The organism is Nocardioides montaniterrae (assembly GCF_054782655.1).
Genome location: NZ_BAAGSB010000007.1, coordinates 1 through 17,456 on the forward strand (window position 1 = coordinate 1; position 17,456 = coordinate 17,456).

At 71.9% G+C, this 17,456-nt stretch carries 17 protein-coding genes; 3 read left to right on the plus strand and 14 right to left on the minus strand.

All coding sequences use genetic code 11. The features are described from left to right. Nucleotides 1-105 precede the first annotated feature (105 nt). Nucleotides 106-1,077: a DNA polymerase III subunit delta gene (gene holA, locus ACYVJ3_RS11460; RefSeq protein WP_460853120.1), complete on the minus strand. Its 972-nt coding sequence runs from the start codon at nucleotides 1,075-1,077 to the stop codon at nucleotides 106-108. Between the two features lie 96 nt (nucleotides 1,078-1,173). Between holA and ACYVJ3_RS11465 the strand changes: the two genes are divergently transcribed. After that, nucleotides 1,174-1,890, plus strand: a complete 717-nt coding sequence (locus tag ACYVJ3_RS11465) for a hypothetical protein (protein ID WP_460853121.1) — start codon at nucleotides 1,174-1,176, stop codon at nucleotides 1,888-1,890. A gap of 3 nt (nucleotides 1,891-1,893) precedes the next feature. Here ACYVJ3_RS11465 and ACYVJ3_RS11470 read toward each other — a convergent pair whose 3' ends face one another. From ACYVJ3_RS11470 to leuS, 4 genes are all read right to left on the minus strand, one after another. Further along, nucleotides 1,894-4,233: a DNA internalization-related competence protein ComEC/Rec2 gene (locus ACYVJ3_RS11470; RefSeq protein ID WP_460853122.1), complete on the minus strand. Its 2,340-nt coding sequence runs from the start codon at nucleotides 4,231-4,233 to the stop codon at nucleotides 1,894-1,896. A gap of 15 nt (nucleotides 4,234-4,248) precedes the next feature. Continuing rightward, the gene (locus ACYVJ3_RS11475; protein WP_460853123.1) at nucleotides 4,249-5,178 is read right to left on the minus strand and encodes a helix-hairpin-helix domain-containing protein; all 930 of its coding nucleotides are present in this window, start codon (nucleotides 5,176-5,178) and stop codon (nucleotides 4,249-4,251) included. Nucleotides 5,179-5,295: 117 nt separating this feature from the next. Then, complete coding sequence (locus tag ACYVJ3_RS11480) at nucleotides 5,296-6,150, minus strand: DegV family protein (RefSeq protein ID WP_460853124.1); 855 nt, start codon at nucleotides 6,148-6,150, stop codon at nucleotides 5,296-5,298. 22 nt (nucleotides 6,151-6,172) lie between these two features. Beyond that, on the minus strand, nucleotides 6,173-8,593 hold the full coding sequence (gene leuS, locus ACYVJ3_RS11485) for a leucine--tRNA ligase (protein WP_460853125.1): 2,421 nt from the start codon (nucleotides 8,591-8,593) through the stop codon (nucleotides 6,173-6,175). A gap of 76 nt (nucleotides 8,594-8,669) precedes the next feature. Between leuS and ACYVJ3_RS11490 the strand changes: the two genes are divergently transcribed. Both ACYVJ3_RS11490 and ACYVJ3_RS11495 read left to right on the plus strand, forming a co-directional pair. Then, nucleotides 8,670-9,284, plus strand: a complete 615-nt coding sequence (locus ACYVJ3_RS11490) for a DedA family protein (protein ID WP_460853126.1) — start codon at nucleotides 8,670-8,672, stop codon at nucleotides 9,282-9,284. Continuing rightward, entirely contained in the window at nucleotides 9,281-10,060 is a 780-nt protein-coding gene (locus ACYVJ3_RS11495; RefSeq protein WP_460853127.1) for an SDR family NAD(P)-dependent oxidoreductase, read from the plus strand. Before ACYVJ3_RS11490 ends, ACYVJ3_RS11495 begins: the two co-directional genes overlap by 4 nt. 37 nt (nucleotides 10,061-10,097) lie before the next feature. On the opposite strand, the gene ACYVJ3_RS11500 is transcribed toward ACYVJ3_RS11495, so the two are convergent. From ACYVJ3_RS11500 to ACYVJ3_RS11540, 9 genes are read right to left on the minus strand one after another with little or no spacing between them, the layout of a single operon-like run. Next, complete coding sequence (locus tag ACYVJ3_RS11500; protein WP_460853128.1) at nucleotides 10,098-10,511, minus strand: cupin domain-containing protein; 414 nt, start codon at nucleotides 10,509-10,511, stop codon at nucleotides 10,098-10,100. Continuing rightward, nucleotides 10,508-10,801 carry a GNAT family N-acetyltransferase gene (locus tag ACYVJ3_RS11505; RefSeq protein ID WP_460853129.1) on the minus strand — a complete coding sequence of 98 codons (294 nt, stop codon included), beginning with the start codon at nucleotides 10,799-10,801 and terminating at the stop codon, nucleotides 10,508-10,510. Before ACYVJ3_RS11505 ends, ACYVJ3_RS11500 begins: the two co-directional genes overlap by 4 nt. Nucleotides 10,802-10,820: 19 nt before the next feature. Further along, nucleotides 10,821-11,273 carry an RrF2 family transcriptional regulator gene (locus tag ACYVJ3_RS11510; protein ID WP_460853130.1) on the minus strand — a complete coding sequence of 151 codons (453 nt, stop codon included), beginning with the start codon at nucleotides 11,271-11,273 and terminating at the stop codon, nucleotides 10,821-10,823. 42 nt (nucleotides 11,274-11,315) lie between these two features. Beyond that, the gene (locus ACYVJ3_RS11515) at nucleotides 11,316-12,800 is read right to left on the minus strand and encodes a hypothetical protein (protein ID WP_460853131.1); all 1,485 of its coding nucleotides are present in this window, start codon (nucleotides 12,798-12,800) and stop codon (nucleotides 11,316-11,318) included. Beyond that, a complete protein-coding gene (locus ACYVJ3_RS11520) occupies nucleotides 12,797-13,561 on the minus strand; it encodes a polyprenol monophosphomannose synthase (protein ID WP_460853132.1) in 765 nt (254 codons plus the stop codon). The genes ACYVJ3_RS11515 and ACYVJ3_RS11520 overlap by 4 nt, the downstream gene beginning before the upstream one ends. Before the next feature lie 54 nt (nucleotides 13,562-13,615). After that, complete coding sequence (locus ACYVJ3_RS11525) at nucleotides 13,616-15,535, minus strand: potassium transporter Kup (RefSeq protein WP_460853133.1); 1,920 nt, start codon at nucleotides 15,533-15,535, stop codon at nucleotides 13,616-13,618. A gap of 11 nt (nucleotides 15,536-15,546) precedes the next feature. Then, on the minus strand, nucleotides 15,547-16,134 hold the full coding sequence (locus tag ACYVJ3_RS11530; protein WP_460853134.1) for an LOG family protein: 588 nt from the start codon (nucleotides 16,132-16,134) through the stop codon (nucleotides 15,547-15,549). Beyond that, nucleotides 16,131-17,153 (minus strand): nitronate monooxygenase, encoded by a 1,023-nt coding sequence (locus tag ACYVJ3_RS11535; protein WP_460853135.1) that lies wholly within the window; start codon nucleotides 17,151-17,153, stop codon nucleotides 16,131-16,133. The genes ACYVJ3_RS11530 and ACYVJ3_RS11535 overlap by 4 nt, the downstream gene beginning before the upstream one ends. Continuing rightward, nucleotides 17,153-17,413, minus strand: coding sequence for a metal-sensitive transcriptional regulator (locus tag ACYVJ3_RS11540; protein ID WP_460853136.1), 261 nt, complete (start codon nucleotides 17,411-17,413; stop codon nucleotides 17,153-17,155). The genes ACYVJ3_RS11535 and ACYVJ3_RS11540 overlap by 1 nt, the downstream gene beginning before the upstream one ends. Between the last annotated feature and the right edge of the window lie 43 nt (nucleotides 17,414-17,456).

Sequence of the window (17,456 nt, forward strand, 5' to 3'; positions counted from 1 at the left end):
GCGACACCCTCACACCGTGCGGCACCACACACCACCCTCACCTCAGGTGTTGCGATGACCCCACGAATCCGCCCTGCATACCTTGGGAAACCTGCAGTCGGGCGATCAGCGCGAGCGGAGCCCGGAGATCGTCAGCACCAACCGCTCGAGGGTGTACGACGCATCGCTGGCCGCGCCCTTGATGTCGGCGTCGGCCTGGGCGACGGCGCGGATCGCGCGGCCCAGCCCCTGCTCGTTCCAGGAACGGGACTGGTCGCGGAGGGTGCGCAGCTTCCACGGCGGTACGCCGACCTCGCGGGCCAGGTCGGCATCGCGCATGCCGCGCGGGGCGCCGACGTAGCGGGCCAGGCCGCGGACGCTGCCGGCGAAGGCGGAGGTGACCAGCACGGCCGGCGTACCGCTGTCGAGGGCCCACCGGAGCTCCTCGAGCGCGACCGTGGTCCGGCCGGCGAACGCGGCATCGGCCACGGTGAACGACTTGGCCTCGGCCCGGCCGCCGAAGTAGCGACGTACCTTGTCCTCGCTGATGCGCTCCCCCGCGAAGTCGCTCGCCAGCTGGGAAGCGGCACCCGCCAGCGAGCGCAGGTCGCGGCCGATCGACTCGACCAGCACCTCGGCGGCCTCGCGATCGATGGTGCTGCCGTGGCGGCGGACCTCGGAGCTGACGAAGCCGGGGAACTCCGAGGGCTTGAGCTCCTCGGACTTGTGCTCGGTGACGGTCTTGAGCTTGCGCAGCTTGGTGAGCACGCCGCTGCCCTTCTGGCCGCCGCCGTGGACCAGGACCAGCGCGACGTCCTCGGACGGCGCGGCGGCGTACGCCAACAGGCCGTCGACGGACTCGTCGGGCAGGTTCTCCAGACCCTGGACGGTCACGCAGCGGATCGCCGAGAAGAGCGACGGCGCGGACAGCTCGCCGAGGCTGCCGACGCTCAGATCGCTCGCGATCGCATCGGAGACCTCCGCCTCGGCGTCGTAGCCGCGGATCGCCTCCCTGACCTGCTGGACAACCCGAGCGCCGAGGTACTCCTCCTTGCCGGTCACGAGGGTGATCCGGCCCAGCACCTCGTTCGCCTGCATGCCTGAACTCTGCCAGACGGGGCCGACAGCGTCCGAGATCCGTCCGGGATCGGCCGACCGGCGTAGCCCGGGGCCACGGAGCCGGGTTGGCGCAGCATGACCCTCCTCCGACGTACCCGCATCATGGTGGCCACCGCCGTGATCGCCGCAGCCGCCACCACCCCACTCATCGCGCCCGCCCACGCCGTCACCGACTCCCCCAGCCAGCACTACCTCGACGTCAGCGGGGTCCGGGTCACCAACACCGCCCGCTCGGTGACCTTCACCTTCTTCTACCGCCAGGTGTTCACGCCGGTGAACCCCAACGGGCAACAGCCCGACGGCTACCCGTGGTGGTGGGGCGGCGACGTCTTCTTCGACACCGACGCGTCCCACGCGGGCCCGGAGTACGGCGCGCTGATCAACAACCAGTGTGGCGCCGGCTACGAGCTGGGGCGTCTGGTGAAGCGCTCCTACGGTGGTACGACCTACTACGACGTCACCGACAAGTGGAAGGGCGGCTGCGGCGACGCGCACAGCTGCGTGCACACGGCCGACCTGACCGAGAGCAGCACCGGCAGCAAGCTCACCTCGATCGTGTTCCGCAAGGTCAAGGGCTGCTACACCGCTCGCCGGGTCCGGATGAGCGCGTTCCTCCGCACGGGCGCGGTCGGCTGGACCTCGTCGGACTACTCCGGCGCCCACGACGTCATCGACGCCTTCCCCCGGAGCACGATGACGCAGTGGACAGGCTGGACCGGCACCGGCCACCGCCACTTCTTCGCCGACCAGACGACAGGGTTCCAGGCCACCGCGAGCTCCGAGGCACCCTGAGGATCACCGCTCGGTGACCAGACGGGGCGAGCCGTCAGGTCCGATCACGACCGCGGTGGCGCCGTCCTGGTCGGTCCGGGCGACGGTCAGGCCGGCCCGACGGAGGGTGTCGATCGTGCTCGCTGCAGGGTGGCCGTAGTCGTTGTCCTTGCCGACCGAGATCACCGCGACCTTCGCGTGCAGCGAGGTCAGCCAGGCCGGGTCCTGGTAGCGGGACCCGTGGTGCGGGACCTTGAGGACGTCGGCGTGGAGCCCCGGATAGGTGGCGGCCAGCTGGGCCTGGCCGGGCGGTTCGACGTCGCCGGTCAGCAGCAGGCTCAGGCCGTGGGTCCGGACGAGGAGCACGACGCTGGCGTTGTTGGCGCTGCTGCCGTCGCCGGCGCCGGGGACCGGCTGCGGGAGATCGGGGTAGAGCACCTGGACGACGACGTCGGCGTAGCGCCGGGTCAGGCCGGAACGCACCATCCGGACGGGAACCCCCGCGTGGGCAGCGGCCTGCTGGACGCTCCGGACGCCGTACGGCGGGTCGAGCACCGCGGTCGTGTCGATCTCGGCGACCTGCCTGCCGTGCAGAGCGCCGGTGAGCCCGTCCACGTGGTCGGCGTGGAAGTGGGTCAGGACGAGCAGCGGGATGCGACGTACGCCGAGGTGGTCGAGGCAGGAGTCGACCAGGTGGGGGTCGGGGCCGGTGTCGACGACGATCGCGCTGTGCGGGCTGACGGCGACAGCCAGGGCGTCGCCCTGGCCGACGTCGCAGGCGGCGAAGATCCACCCCCGCGGCGGCCACGAACCCGGCAGCGACCACAGGCGACCGGGGAGGCCCACCAGGAACGCGACGGCGATCGCCGTGGCCGTCAGGGCCCAGCGACGCCGCTCGAGGAGACGGGGCAGCAGGCCCGCGGCGACCAGGCAGAGGGCGGTGAGCACGGCGAGGGCGAGCGCGCCGGCACCCCAGGTGATCGCGGCCCCGGGCAGGTCGCTCCCCCGGTGGGCCACGGCGAGCAGCCAGGCGGCACACCACGAGGCGACCGTGCCGAGCAGGTGGGCGGCCCCGGGGAGGACGAGGTCGAGGACCCCGGCGATCAGCCCCAGCACCGTGGCAGGACCGACGACGGGACCCGCGAGCAGGTTCGCCACGACCGCGACGATGCTGACCTGGCCGGAGAGCCCGGCGACGACCGGGGTGCACGCGAGCTGGGCCGCGAGCGGGATGGCGACCGCCTCGGCGAGGAACGTCGGCATCCAGCGCGCGAGCGCCCTGGTGAACGGCGGCCCGAGCACGACGATGCCGGCCGTGGCCAGGGTCGAGAGCGCGAAGCCGGCCGACCTGGCGAGGGCCGGGTCGATCAGCAGCAGGGCGACGACGGCCACACCGAGCGCGCGAAGACCACGGCGACGCCCGTCCGCGCCGAGCGCGACCAGGCCGACCGTTCCCATCGCGGCCGCGCGCAGGACCGACGGCTCGGTCCGCGCGAGAAGGACGAAGCCGACGATGCCCGCGACACCGAGGACGGTCAGCCACCTGCCGCGTACGCCGGCCCAGCGCGCCAGCGTGAGCAGGAAGCCCACGATCAAGGTCAGGTTGGTCCCGCTGACGGCCGTCAGGTGGGTCAGCCCGGTGGTCCGGAACTCCTGCTGGGTGATCGTGGTGAGCCCGGCGTCGTCGCCGTCGACCAGGCCGGCGACCAGCGCGGCCTGCTCGTCCGGCCGGTGGTCGACCGCCCTGCGGATACCGGTCCGGACGGCCGCTGCCGCCGACCACCAGGGGTCCGGGCTGCGCGCTACCTGCGGCGGCCCGGGTCCGCTGATCAGGGCAGCGGTGTCGGTGTCGTCGGCCGGACCGAGGTGGCCGCGCAACCGGAGAACCTCGCCCCAGCGGACGCTGCTCCAGCTGCCGTCGCCGAACACCACGGCGCTCGAACCGAGGCGGTAGAGCGAGCCACCGACGACCGCTGACGTCACCCGCAGCCGCACCACCACCTGGGTCTCTCGCTGCCCACCCCGCGGCGCACCACTGACGATCGCCCGCGGGTCGGAGACGACGGTGGCGACCAGGTCGGCGACCGCGTGCCGCCTGGCCAGGGCGGTCAACGGGTCGGTCGCCACCGCCCGCTCGCGCAACGCTGCCCCACCGGCGACGGTCGCCGCGACCACGAGCAGCGCGGCCGCGAAGGCCGTACGCCGGCGCCCGGCTCCCACCGCGAGCACTGCCAGCAGCACCCAGGGCAGCACGCCCCCGGCGTACACGGCCAGGGCGGCAGCCCAGGCCGCGAGGCCGAGCAGCGGCATGCGGTAGTCGTGCCGGTCGTTCTCTCCGATCTCGCGTGGGCCGTTGCGCGCCACTCCCCGACCGCCGCGTCAGACCGTGACGTGGGGGGCGAGCTTGGCCAGCGTCTTGTCGCCGATGCCGTCGACGTCGAGGAGCTGGTCGACGCTGGTGAAGCGGCCGTTCTCCGCACGCCAGTCGAGGATCGACTGCGCCGTCACCGGGCCGACGTCGGGCAGCGTCTCGAGCTGATCGACCGTGGCGGTGTTGAGGTTGACGACCGGCCAGGCCGCGCCGGTCAGCGGCATCGCTCCCGAGGCGGGCGGACCCGCCCGGCCGCCGGGGACGCCGACGACGACCTGCTCACCGTCGACCAGGACCCGGGCCAGGTTCAGCGAGGTGAGGTCGACGCCCCGGCGCGCCCCGCCAGCGGCCTTGATGGCATCGACGACCCGAGACCCGGCGGAGAGGACCACGATGCCGGGGCGGCGTACCTTCCCGACGACGTCCACGGTGACCTTGGCACCGGTTGCGCTCGGCGCAGCGCTCGGACCCGATCCGGGCGAGGTCCGCGCGACGGGCGAGAAGCCGACCAGCGGCGCCGCCGCGCCCGCGGTCGGCATCGGCTCGACCGGACCACGATCACGCAGCAACCACCAGGTCGTGCACGCGATCGCCAGCGCGGCGGCCAGGGCGATGACGGCGAGGTGCGCCGAGCCCAGGTCGCCGACGGCCGGCAGCCGGTCGCGGACCGAGAGCCCGACCGGGCGTGCGGACCGGCGAGCGGCATGGCGGCCCGGGGCGCTGATCGGGACGACGACCGGCGGTGGCTGCTCGACCGGGGGCAGGGGCGCCGCCAGGCGCGTGTGGTCCGACCACCACTCCGGCGGGATCTCGGACCCGCCGGAGTGATCGCTCGCCGACGGCGCCGCCCGACCGCCGATCGCCACGGCCAGCTGGGCCAGCCGTTGCGCGGCGCGGTCGGTGGAGTCGGCGGTGCCGGTGGTCGGTGACGAGCGCATGCCTGCACGCTAGGAAGCCGTGGCGACATCACGCCGGGCTCGCGGACGACCCTGTGGAGGACCACCGTGCGCGGCCCCGTTGTGGACAGGAACCGGCCCGTCGTGTGACGGATGGGATCAGTCGACGACCGGTGCCACGCAGACGGCGAGGAATCCCGGTCCGACGTGTGCCCCGAGCACGCCGCCGATCTCGTCGCAGCGGACCTGGCCCACGAGGCGCGACGCCATCCGCTCGCCCAGCCGCTCCGCGAGGCCCTCGGCCCGCTCGGCAGCCGCGAGGTGCATGACGTTGACCTCGACCGGCGCCTCCCCGGCCACCTCGACGGCGAGGTCCTCGAGGCGGGCGATCGCCTTGGCCGACGTGCGGACCTTGGCGATCGGCACGATCACGCCGTTCTCGATGGTGAGCAGCGGCTTGACCGCCAGCGCGCCACCGAAGAGTGCGGCCGCGGCGCCGATCCGCCCACCGCGACGCAGGTGCTCGAGGGTGTCGACGTAGATGAACGTCCGAGTCGCCTCGGCGCGCACCATCGCGGCCTTGGCGGCGTCCTCGGCCGAGCCCCCGTCGGCGAGCGCCCGGGCAGCGGCGACCAGCGCGTACGCCGTCCCGGGGCCGATCTGGCGGGTATCGACGCACGTGACCGGGATCGACGCAGCCCGCCCGGCGAACTGCGCGGACTCCAGCGTCCCGCTGACCTCACCGGAGATGTGGACCGACAGGACCGCGTCGGCACCCTCGGCCGCGAGGCGCGCGTAGGTGTCGGCGAAGAGCACCGGCGCCGGCCGCGACGTGCTGACCGGACGCTTGGCGCGCAGCGCGTCGGCGACCTTGTCGGGCGCGACCTCCGGGGCGTCGGCGTCGTACGACGTCCCGTCGATCACCACCTGCAGCGGCACCACGACGGCACCGAGCGACTCGACGCAGACGGACGAGAGCTCCGCGGTGGAGTCGGTGACGAGGGAGACGCGCACGGCTTCAGGTTACGCGCGCTGCTCAGACGACGATGTTGACGAGCTTGGGCGCCCGCACGATCACCTTGCGAACGGGGCGGCCGTCGATCGCCTTGACCACGGCCTCGTCCGCGAGCGCGAGCGCCTCGAGGTCGGCCGCGGAAATGTCCGGTGCGACCTCGAGCCGGCCCTTGACCTTGCCCTGGATCTGGACCACCGCGGTGACGGACTCCTCGACCAGCAGCGCCGGGTCGACGGTCGGCCAAGGCGCCTGGGCGACCGACGGCTCGTGGCCGAGCTGCGCCCACATCTCCTCGGCGGTGTACGGCGCGACCAGCGACAGCAGGATCGCGACGGCCTCGGTCGCCTCACGGACGGCCGGGTCCGCCGGGCCGCAGCCCGAGTCGATCGCCTTGCGCGTCGCGTTGACGAGCTCCATGGTGCGGGCGACGACCACGTTGAAGCGGTAGGACTCGACGAGCTGCTCGGCGTCGGCGATCGTCCGCGCCGTCGTACGTCGAAGCGCGGTGTCTCCCCCGTCGAAGGCGATGCCCGGCGCGGAGGTGACGTCGCCGGCCAGCCGCCAGGCGCGGGCGAGGAACTTCGCCGAGCCCTGCGGCGAGACGTCCGCCCAGTCGATGTTGTCCTCAGGCGGGCTGGCGAAGACCAGGGTCAGGCGCACGGCGTCGACGCCGAACTTGTCGATCTGCTCGCCGAGGTCGATGCCGTTGCCCAGCGACTTGGACATCTTGCGGCCGGCGTTGATGACCTTGCCCTGGGAGAGGTACGCCGAGAACGGCTCGTCCCAGTCGATCAGGCCCAGGTCGCGCAGCGCCTTGGTGAAGAACCGCGCGTAGAGCAGGTGCAGCACGGCGTGCTCGTCGCCGCCGAGGTAGAAGTCGATCGGGCCCCACGCCTTGGCCAGCGCCGGGTCGAAGGCCTGGGTGTCGTCGTTGGGCGAGAGGTAGCGGAAGAAGTACCAGGACGAGTCGACGAAGGTGTCCATGGTGTCGGTGTCGCGCTCGGCGGGACCACCGCACTTCGGGCAGCTGACCTCGACCCACTCGCGTGCGGCGCCGAGGGGCGAGGTGCCCTTGGGCTTGAGGTCGGCACCCTTGAGCTCGGGCAGCCGGACCGGGAGCTCCGCCTCGGGCACCGGCACCTCGCCGTCGACCGGGCAGTGGATGATCGGGATCGGGGCGCCCCAGTAGCGCTGGCGCGAGAGCAGCCAGTCGCGCAGGCGGAAGTTGACGGTGCCCTCGCCGTGACCGCTGGCCTCGATCTTCTCGATCGCCCTGGTGACCTCGGCGGCCTTGTCGTAGGGCTGCTCGTCGTCGTAGACCGGGACGATCGGGAGCCCGAACTTCTCCGCGAACTCGCGGTCGCGCTCGTCGTGGGCGGGGACGGCCATGATCGCGCCGGTGCCGTAGTCGGCCAGCACGTAGTCGGCGGCCCAGACCGGGATCTGCTCACCGGTCAGCGGGTTCGTGGCGGTGACGCCCAGGTCGACGCCGGTCTTGGGGCGGTCGGTGGCCAGACGATCGATGTCGGAGGCCTTGCGCACCTCGGTCAGGTAGTCGTCGAGCGCCTGCCGCTGGCCGTCGCTGACCAGCTCGGCGGCGAGCATGGCATCAGCCGCGACCACCATGAACGTCGCGCCGACCAGGGTGTCGGGACGCGTCGTGAAGACCTTGATCGGGTCGTGGCCCTCGACGTCGAACGAGACGTGCGCGCCCTCGGAGCGACCGATCCAGTTGCGCTGGGCGTTGACGACCTTGCCGATCCAGCTGTCCTGCAGGCCGTCGAGGGAGTCGTAGAGCTCCTGGGCGTACTGAGTGGTCTTGAAGTACCACTGCGTGAGCTCCTTCTTGGTCACCTCGGCACCGCAGCGCTCGCAGGTGCCGTCGGCCAGGACCTGCTCGTTGGCGAGCACGGTCTGGTCCTGCGGGCACCAGTTGACCGGGGAGTTCTTGCGGTAGGCCAGCCCGGCCTCACGCAGCTTGAGGAACAGCCACTGCGTCCACTTGTAGTACTCCGGGTCGGAGGTGTGCAGGCGCCGCGACCAGTCGAAGCTCAGGCCGTACTTCTTGAACGAGCCGAGCTGGGTCTCGATGTTGGCATAGGTGTACGCCGACGGGTGCTCGTCGCGCTTGATCGCGGCGTTCTCCGCGGGCAGCCCGAAGGAGTCCCAGCCCATCGGGTTGAGCACCTCGAAGCCGCGGAACCGCTTGTAGCGCGCGAGCACGTCGTGCAGCGCCATCACCTCGGCGTGACCCATGTGCAGGTCGCCGCTCGGGTAGGGGAACATCGTGAGCGCGTAGAACTTCGGCTTGCCCGCGAGGACCGCCGCGTCGTCGGCCTTGAACGCCTCGAGCTTCTCCCAGACCGGCAGCCACTTCTCCTCGACGCCGTGGACGTCGTACGACGCCGGCTCGGTCACCTGCTGCTCAGACTGCTCGCTCACGCGAGAAGTCTATTGGCGGGCCTTCACGTCGGATTCATCGGCGGGACCTAGCCTTCGTCTCGAGGAAAGGCTCGCGATGACCGGACTGATGGAGCACCTGCTCGCCACGCCCGCATGGGCCGTGCTGCTGGTCGTGTTCGCGCTGCCGTTCCTGGAGTCGGCGGCGTTCCTGGGGTTCGTGTTCCCGGGCGAGACCGCGGTCGTGCTCGGCGGCGTCGTGGCCGGCCAGGGCCGCATCGCGCTGGCACCCGTCATCGCCGCGGCGATCCTCGGCGCGATCGCCGGCGATGCGATCGGGTACGTCGTGGGCCGCCACTGGGGGCGCTGGATGCTGGACTCGACGCTGGGCCGGTTCATCAAGGCCCACCACATCGATCGCGCGGAGCAGGCTCTCGTACGCCGCGGCGGGTGGGCGGTCTTCCTCGGCAGGTTCACCGCGGCCCTACGGGTGATGATCCCGGGCCTCGCGGGGATGGCAGGAATGCCCTACCGCCGCTTCGCCCTGGCAAACGCCGCCGGCGGAGCGGTGTGGGCGGTGTCGATGGTGCTGATCGGATACCTGGCCGGCAACGCGTGGCACCGGATCGCGCACGACGTCTCGCTGGCGGGCATCGGCCTCGTGGTGCTCCTCGCCGCCGCACTGGTGGGTGGGCACCTGTGGCGACGACGCCGCGCTAATGTCCCGGCATGACCTCCGGCGCCCCTTCCGGCATCACTGACACGTTCCGACTCGACGGCCGCGTGGCGATCGTCACCGGCGCCTCCTCCGGCCTCGGCGTCGCCTTCGCCCAGGCCCTGGCCGAGGCGGGTGCCGATGTCGTGCTCGGCGCGCGCCGGGCGGACCGGCTCGCGTCGACCGCCGACCTCGTGACGGCGGCCGGCCGCCGCGCGGTCCGCGTCGCCACCGACGTCGCCGACCCGGACTCCTGCCAGGCGCTCGTCGACGCCGCGATGAACGAGCTCGGGCGGGTCGACGTACTCGTCAACAACGCCGGCATCGGCACCGCCGTACCGGCCACGCGGGAGACGCCCGAGCAGTTCCGCTCCGTCATCGACGTGAACCTCAACGGCTGCTACTGGATGGCCCAGGCCTGCGGCCGCGTGATGCAGCCGGGCTCCTCGATCATCAACATCTCCTCGGTCCTCGGCCTGACCACCGCCGGGCTCCCCCAGGCCGCGTACGCCGCCTCCAAGGCCGGTCTGATCGGCCTGACCCGCGACCTCGCGCAGCAGTGGACCGGCCGCAAGGGCATCCGCGTCAACGCGATCGCGCCGGGCTTCTTCGTCTCGGAGATGACCGACAGCTACCCGCGGGGCTACCTCGAGCAGCAGCAGGAGCGCATCCCGATGGGCCGCAAGGGCGACCCGCGCGAGCTGGCCGCGACCGTGGTGTTCCTCGCCGGAGACGGAGCGGGGTACATCACCGGCCAGACCCTCCCCGTCGACGGCGGGATGACCATCACCTGAGCGTCCCGTCTCACTGAGAGTGACCTATCGGTCACTCTCAGTGAGACGCGAGCTCGAAGTCCTCGAAGTCGAAGCCGGGTGAGACCAGGCAGCTGACGAGCGCGTCAGCACCGGAGGGCAGCGTCCGCTGCCAGACCCCGGCCGGCACGAGCGCCTGCGGCTCGGCGGCTGACACCGCCAGCACCTCTCCCGGCACCGGCGCGGGCCCCGACCCGCCCAGCTCCACCGAGACCGCACCGGTGTGCGCGAGCCACAGCTCGTCGGAGGAGACCCGGTGCCAGGCCGAGGACTCCCCGGCGGCGAGGAAGAAGTAGATCAACGTCGCGGTGGAGCGGACCCGGCCATCGACCAGCGTCACCGAGACGGGCGAGCGCCAGGTCTCGCGGTACCAGCCACCCTCGGGATGCGCCTCGAGACCGAGCGCACCGGCCACCGCTGGGCGAGCGCTCACCGTGGCGCGCCGGCGACGATGTCGTCGTACTCCCCCGCGTGGTTGCGCAGGAAGGCGACCACGAACGGGCAGCGCGCGACGACCAGCTTGCCCTGGGCGCGGATGTCCTCGAGCACGAAGCGCACCAGCTCGGTGGCCAGCCCGCGGCCGCCGTACGCCGGATCGACCTCGACGTGCGGCAGGACGACGTGCACGGCGTCAGGCAGGCCGTAGTCGGCCAGGCCGATGACGGCCTCGTCGTCGCGGATCTCGTAGCGGGAGAGCTCGGGCGCGTGGACGTGCGTGATCACCCCGCCATCCTGACAGGGCTCAGGCAGGAACCAAGGGAAGCAGCGGCAGCGACAGCGCGGTCCGGAGACCCTGCTGGTCCTTGACCGCGTCGGCCAGCGTCTTGGCGTCGAGGACGCTGAAGAACGCATCGAGCGCGTCGGCGAAGATCGAGCGGCCGGCGCAGTGCTCGGCCACCTGGCAGTTGCCGTCCGCGCTGAGGCACTCCACGACCGAGAAGTCGGTCTCGACCGCCCGCACGATGTCACCGATGCTCAGGCTCTCGGGGTCGACCCGGAGCTGCAGGCCGCCGGTCCGCCCGGTGAAGCTGGCCACGAAGCCCGCGTGGACCAGGCGCTGGGCGATCTTGGCGAGGTGGTGCTGCGAGAGGTCGTACGCCGCAGCGATCTCCCGAACCGTTCCGCGGTTGTCCGGCGCGATCGCCAGGAACACGAGCATGCGGAATCCGTAGTCGGAGTAGGCCGTGAGCTTCATAAAGTAGACCGTTGCAACTTTCCTGCGGGAGCTTTCGCGGACCTAACGCGCGGAGGCCCCTGGCGCTACGGCCTTGAACACATGCCACTCGCCGATCTGTGCCACATCGCGGTAGTGAGCGTGCAGGTAGACGTTGGCTGCGGTGCTGTCCACCGCCCAGGTGTCGATCTCCGTGCCGGGGACGATGATCCAGGTCGGAGGCTCCTGGCGCAGGACCTGCATGAACTCGATCAGGTGCGGGTCACGCACGCGGACGGGCAGGCTCCACAGGTGCTCGTACGGGTCGTGCAGGCCCGTCCCCTCCAGCACGTTGGACTGCCCGAACACCACGACCGCCGACTGCCCCGGGGCGTCGTGCGTGCGCAGGTACTCGGCGACCTTGTCCCCCGAGGTGCCGGGATGGCCGTAGTCGACGAACGCCGACGGCACGGCGACGACCGCGATGACGACGTACGCCGCCGCGAGCCACCGGACCCGCAGCAGGTGGGCGCGGACGACGCCGGCGACGATCAGGACGCTGCCGGGGACGGTGCCGATCAGGTAGTGCAGCCAGTAGCTGCCGCCGGCGATGACGCCGATCGCCTCCCACAGCATGATCGCCGCGGTGATCGCGCCGAGCGGGACCAGCGGGAGCCGCTCGAGGTGGTCGGCGCGTCGCCGCCACCAGATCAGGGCGCTGATGACCGCGAGGACGCCGAGGAGCCAGGCGAAGCTGCCGAAGAACGCCTCGGCCACGTGGGCCGCCCGCTCGGAGGTCGCCGCGGAGGCCTGGGTGCGGATCAGGTGCGAGGCCTCTCCGCGGAAGGTCACCACCGCGTCGAACAGGCCGCTGGGGGACGTCCCCCGCGCTGCGGCGAAGCCGAGGACCCCACCGAGGAACGCGATCGAGCCGACCCCGAAGATCGCCGCACCCTCGACGGCGGCACGAGCCTGCCGGCGCCACGCCAGCCAGATCACGCCGACACCGGCCGCGACGAAGACCTCGGCCATGTTCTGCTTGATCGAGACCGCACAGACGCCCGCCGCACTGGCCGCGAGCCACCACAGCCGACGCCGCCGCGGCCCGTCGAGGTCGGCGAGGGCGCGGAGGACGGCGTACAGGCCGAGGAGGATGAAGGGCGCGGCGAGCAGCTCGCCGTCCACCTCGTTGGCACCGAACAACGGGTCGGACAGCAGGACGGCGGGGACGGCCACAGCGAGCGGCGCGGCCCAGCGCCAGTCACTGACGAGCCGGCCGATGGCGTACGCCGCGAGGCAGGACATCAGCAGCGCGAGGATCCCGATCAGGCGCAGCGGGACCGCCCCGCCGAGCGCCGCAGCGATCTCGTAGATGCCGATCAGCACGGGCGGGCGGTCGACCCAGTAGTTGCCGTACAGCGAGGAGCCGTGGCCCCACTGGCCGCCGACGATCAGGAAGCCGGCCTCGTCCGAGGACAGCGGACGCCCGACCATCGGCAGGCGCAGCAGCGCGCCCGCGAGCGCGAGCAGGCCGGCCGCCAGGGCCGGACCCGGCCGCCAGGACGTCACCGGCGGGCGTCGACGCCGGACGGCGTCGGGTGCTCGATCCGGCCGCGGATCTCCTGCCAGCGCCAGCGCAGGATGAGCCGGGCGGCCTCCTTGGCGACGTCGCCGGTCATCTTGGAGGCGCCGGCCACGCGCTCGACGAACGTGATGGGGTGCTCGGTGATGCGCAGGCCGATCCGCTCGGCGTGCCAGGTGTTCTCCACCTGGAAGCCGTAGCCGTTGGAGTGCGTGTCCACGACCCCGGCGTCGCGGAGGGCCTGCGAGCGCCAGGCCCGGAAGCCGGCGGTGGCGTCGTGGGTCTTGAGCCGGAGCATCCCGCGGGCGTAGGTGTTCGCGCCCCACGAGATGAACTTGCGGCGCTTGGGCCAGTTCTCGGTCGCTCCGCCCGGCACGTAGCGCGAGCCGATCACCAGGTCGTGGTCGGCGAGCTTGTCGAGCATCGGGATCACCGCGGACGTCGGGTGCGAGCCGTCGGCGTCCATCTGCACGATGGCGTCGTAGCCGTCCTCGAGGGCCTTGGCGAAGCCGGCCCGGTAGGCCGCACCGAGCCCGTCCTTGGAGGTCCGGGTCAGCAGGTGGATCCGGGTGCCGTACGCCGGGTGCGCCGTGACGATGTCGCCGGTCCCGTCGGGGCTGGAGTCGTCGACGACGAGGATCTCGGGCGCGTCCGAGTCACGACCCGGGCCGAGCGCCGCGAGGCGGTCCAGCATCGGGCCGACGGAGTCGGCCTCGTTGTACGTCGGGACGACGATGACACTGCGCATGGTTGAGGATCCTGCCGGAGGCTGATGAAGGGAACCTTAAGCGTAGGGCGCAGCTCAGACATCGACGTGCGCACCCATCAGCACGGTGCGGTCGCGCGGCAGCAGGAAGTGGTCCGCGGCGTCCGACGAGATGTGCGAGGTGGCCAGGAAGAGCCGCTTGCGCCACTTCGGCATGTCGATCGCCGAGGCCTCGTCGCGAGCCGGGACCAGCTCGATCTTGGACAGGAAGTACGTCGCACCCGCCAGGTCGATCGCCCCCTCGGTCTGGTCCGCCTGCAGACGGGCCAGGGCTGCCGGCACGTCCGGCGTCTCGGTGTAGCCGAAGCGCAGCGTGACGTGGGTGATGCCGTCGTCGGCGTACCCGAGGTCGTTGAGGACGACACGGTCCTGCTCCGCGACACGCGGGATCGTCTCGATGTCGATCTTGACGATCAGCACGTTGCGGTGGCGGACGTGGTTGTGCTCGACGTTCGCGCGGAACGCCAACGGCGTCTGCGCGCCGCGGTTGAGGAAGATCGCCGTGCCGTCGACGACGGACGCGCGCGAGGGGTCCTGGAGCTCGGTGACGAAGTCGGTGAGCCGGCCCTCCATGACCGTGCGCCGCGCGGTGACCAGCTCCCGACCGCGCTGCCAGGTCATCATCACGGTGAAGCAGACCAGCGCGATGACGACCGGCAGCCAGGCACCGTGCGGGATCTTGGTCAGGTTGACCGCGAGGAAGAGCAGGTCGAGCGCCAGCAGCACCGCCACGATCGGGAACAGCACGACCTTGGGCATCCGCCAGGTGCGCGCGGCGATGTAGGCGAACAGGATCACCACGATGGTGATCGTCCCGGTGACCGCCATGCCGTACGCGCTGGCCAGCGCGAACGAGGACTCGAAGGCGAACACGAGCGTGAGCACGGCGACCAGGAGCAGCCAGTTCACGAACGGCACGTAGATCTGGCCGTGCGAGTCGTCGGAGGTGTGCACGATCCGCAGGCGGGGCAGGTAGCCGAGCTGGCCGGCCGCCTTGGCCACCGAGAACGCCCCGGTGATGACGGCCTGGGCCGCGATGACGGTCGCCGCCGTCGCCAGGACGACGAGCGCGATCCGCGCCCAGTCCGGGCAGAGCAGGAAGAAGGGCGCGCTCAGGTTCTTCGGGTCGTGCAGGATCAGCGCGCCCTGGCCGAGGTAGCTGAGCGTGCAGGCCGGGTAGACCAGGAACAGCCAGCCGACCGAGATCGGTCGGCGACCGAAGTGGCCCATGTCGGCGTACAGCGCCTCGGCACCGGTCACCGACAGCACGATCGCGCCCATCGCGAAGAAGGCGATCTCGAAGTGTCCGAACAGGAAGCCGAGGGCGTACGTCGGCAAGAGGGCTCGCAGGATGCCGGGCTCGTGCACGATCCCCGAGATCCCCAGGCCACCGAGGGTGGTGAACCACAGGATCATCACCGGGCCGAACGTCCGGCCGACCGCCTCGGTGCCGAAGCGCTGCACCAGGAAGAGCATGGTGATGATCACCGCGGTGATCGGGACGACCCACTCGGCGAAGCCGGCATCGACGGTCTTGAGGCCCTCGACCGCCGAGAGCACCGAGATCGCCGGGGTGATCATCGAGTCGCCCAGGAACAGCGAGGCACCGAAGACACCCATCGCGACCAGCACCATCAGCTTGCGGGTCCGGGACTTCTCGAACCAGCCCCGCAGCATCGAGAGCAGGGCCATGATGCCGCCCTCGCCGTGGTTGCTGATCCGCATCACCAGGAGCACGTAGGTGACGGTCAGGACCAGGGTCACCGACCAGAAGATCAGCGAGATGACGCCGTAGAGGTTGTCGGTGCTGACCGGGACCGGGTGCGCCTCCTGAGGGCTGAAGACCGTCTGGAGGGTGTAGATCGGGCTGGTGCCGATGTCGCCGAAGACGACGCCGAGCGCGCCGACGACCGCGGCGAGCCTGAGGACGTCCTTGCCCGAGGTGGGTGCGTTCACGAGGCGTGACCCTACCCAGCGCGGGCCTCGAGCCCGGCCAACGCGTCGCGGAGGGTCTCCGCCACGACGACGTCCTCCATCACGCCCGGACGCACGAACCCGGCGGCGACCAGGCCGTCGAGCGAGGCGAGGAACGGCTTCCAGAACCCGCCGACGTCGAGGAAGGCAACCGGGTCGGAGTTGAAGCCGATGTAGCGCCAGCTCCACACCTCGACGATCTCCTCGAGCGTGCCGAGCCCACCGGGAAGGGTCAGGAACGCGTCGGCGAGGTCGGCCATCATCGCCTTGCGCTCGTGCATGGTCTCGACGACGTGACACTCGGTGAGGTCGTCGCGACCCCACTCCTTCTCCACCATCGAGCGCGGGATCACCCCGATGACCTCTCCCCCGGCGTCCAGCGCGCCCTGGCTGACCGCACCCATCAGGCCGCCGCCACCGGCGCCGTACACCAGGCCGATGCCGCGCTCGGCGAGCTCCTTGCCCACGGCGTACGCCGTCTCGACGTACGCCGGGTCCGCGCCCGGTGCCGAGCCGCAGAACACGGCCAGCCGGCGGATGCTGCCCGAGGGGCCCGAAGTGTCGGTGGTGTCGGTGCTCACGCGTCGGATCCTAGGAGCGCGCGGACCACGTCGCCCGCGGGACCGGCGGGCGCGCTGCGGAACGCGGTGCCGGCCCACAGGTGGACCCGGTCGGGGTCGCCCGCGGCTGCCGCGGCCCGACGCAGGCCGCGGGTGAGGTGGTGGAGGGCGGGATAGCCGTACGGCGCCCGCGCCTCGTGGTCGGCGATGAAGGCGTTGCGCAGCCCGCGGGCCGGGCGGCCGGTGAACGCCCGGGTGATCACCGTCTCGGTGAACCGCGGGTCGGCGAGGGCCTCGCGGTGGACGGCGGAGGCACCGCTCTCGTCGGTGCGCAGCAGCAGGGTGCCGATCGCGACGGCCTCGGCACCGGCCGCGAGGAGCACGCGTACGTCGGCCGCGCCGCCCACGCCTCCGCCGGCGACGATCGGCAGGTCCACGGCAGCGGAGACATCGCGGACGACGGCATCGGTCGCGACGTCGACGATGGGACGCCGCGGGTCGTGGGTGCCGCTGTGCCCACCGGCCCGGCTCCCCTGCACGACCAGGCCGTCGGGCCGCAGCTCCGCGGCGGCCCGCGCCTCCTCGACGGTCGTGACCGTGACCAGCACACGGGTGCCGACGGCCTGCAGGGCCCGCACGTCGTCGACCGGCGGCAGGCCGAAGGTCACGGACACGACCGGCACCGGGTCGGCGACGAGTGTGTCGGCCTTCGCCCGCCAGTCGTCGTCGTCCTCGCGCGGCTCCTCCTGGGAGAGGTCGAGGCCGAACCGCTGGGCGTCGGCGGCCAGCTCGTCGGCGTACGCACGGAACGTGCCGGCGTCGATCCCGCTGGGTGCCGGGAGGAAGAGGTTCATCCCGAAGTGCTCGACGCCGAGGGCGCGCAGGGCAGCGACGTCGGCGCTCATCTGCTCGGCCGTCCGGTAGCCCGCGGCGAGGAAGCCGAACCCGCCCGCACGCGTCACGGCGGCGACGAGCTCAGGGGTCGTCGCGCCGCCCGCCATGGGCGCGGCGACGATCGGGGCACGGGTGTCCAGGAGCATCAGGCCAGCGCCAGGAAGAGCTTCTCCAGCTTCTTGGTGTCCACGCTCTCGGGACCGCCCTCGCTCAGGCACTGGTGCAGGCCTTGGGCGACGAGGGCGTAGCCACCGCGGCTGATCGCCTTGCTGACCGCGGCGAGCTGGGTGAGCGCGTCCTCGCACTCCGAGCCGTCCTCGAGCATCCGGATCACCGAGGTCAGGTGGCCGTTGGCGCGCTTGAGCCGCGTGATGAGCGGCTTGATCTGGTCGGGGTCGAGCTGCATGACATCGATGCTACATCCCCCCAGGGGGTTATACCGGAGGCGA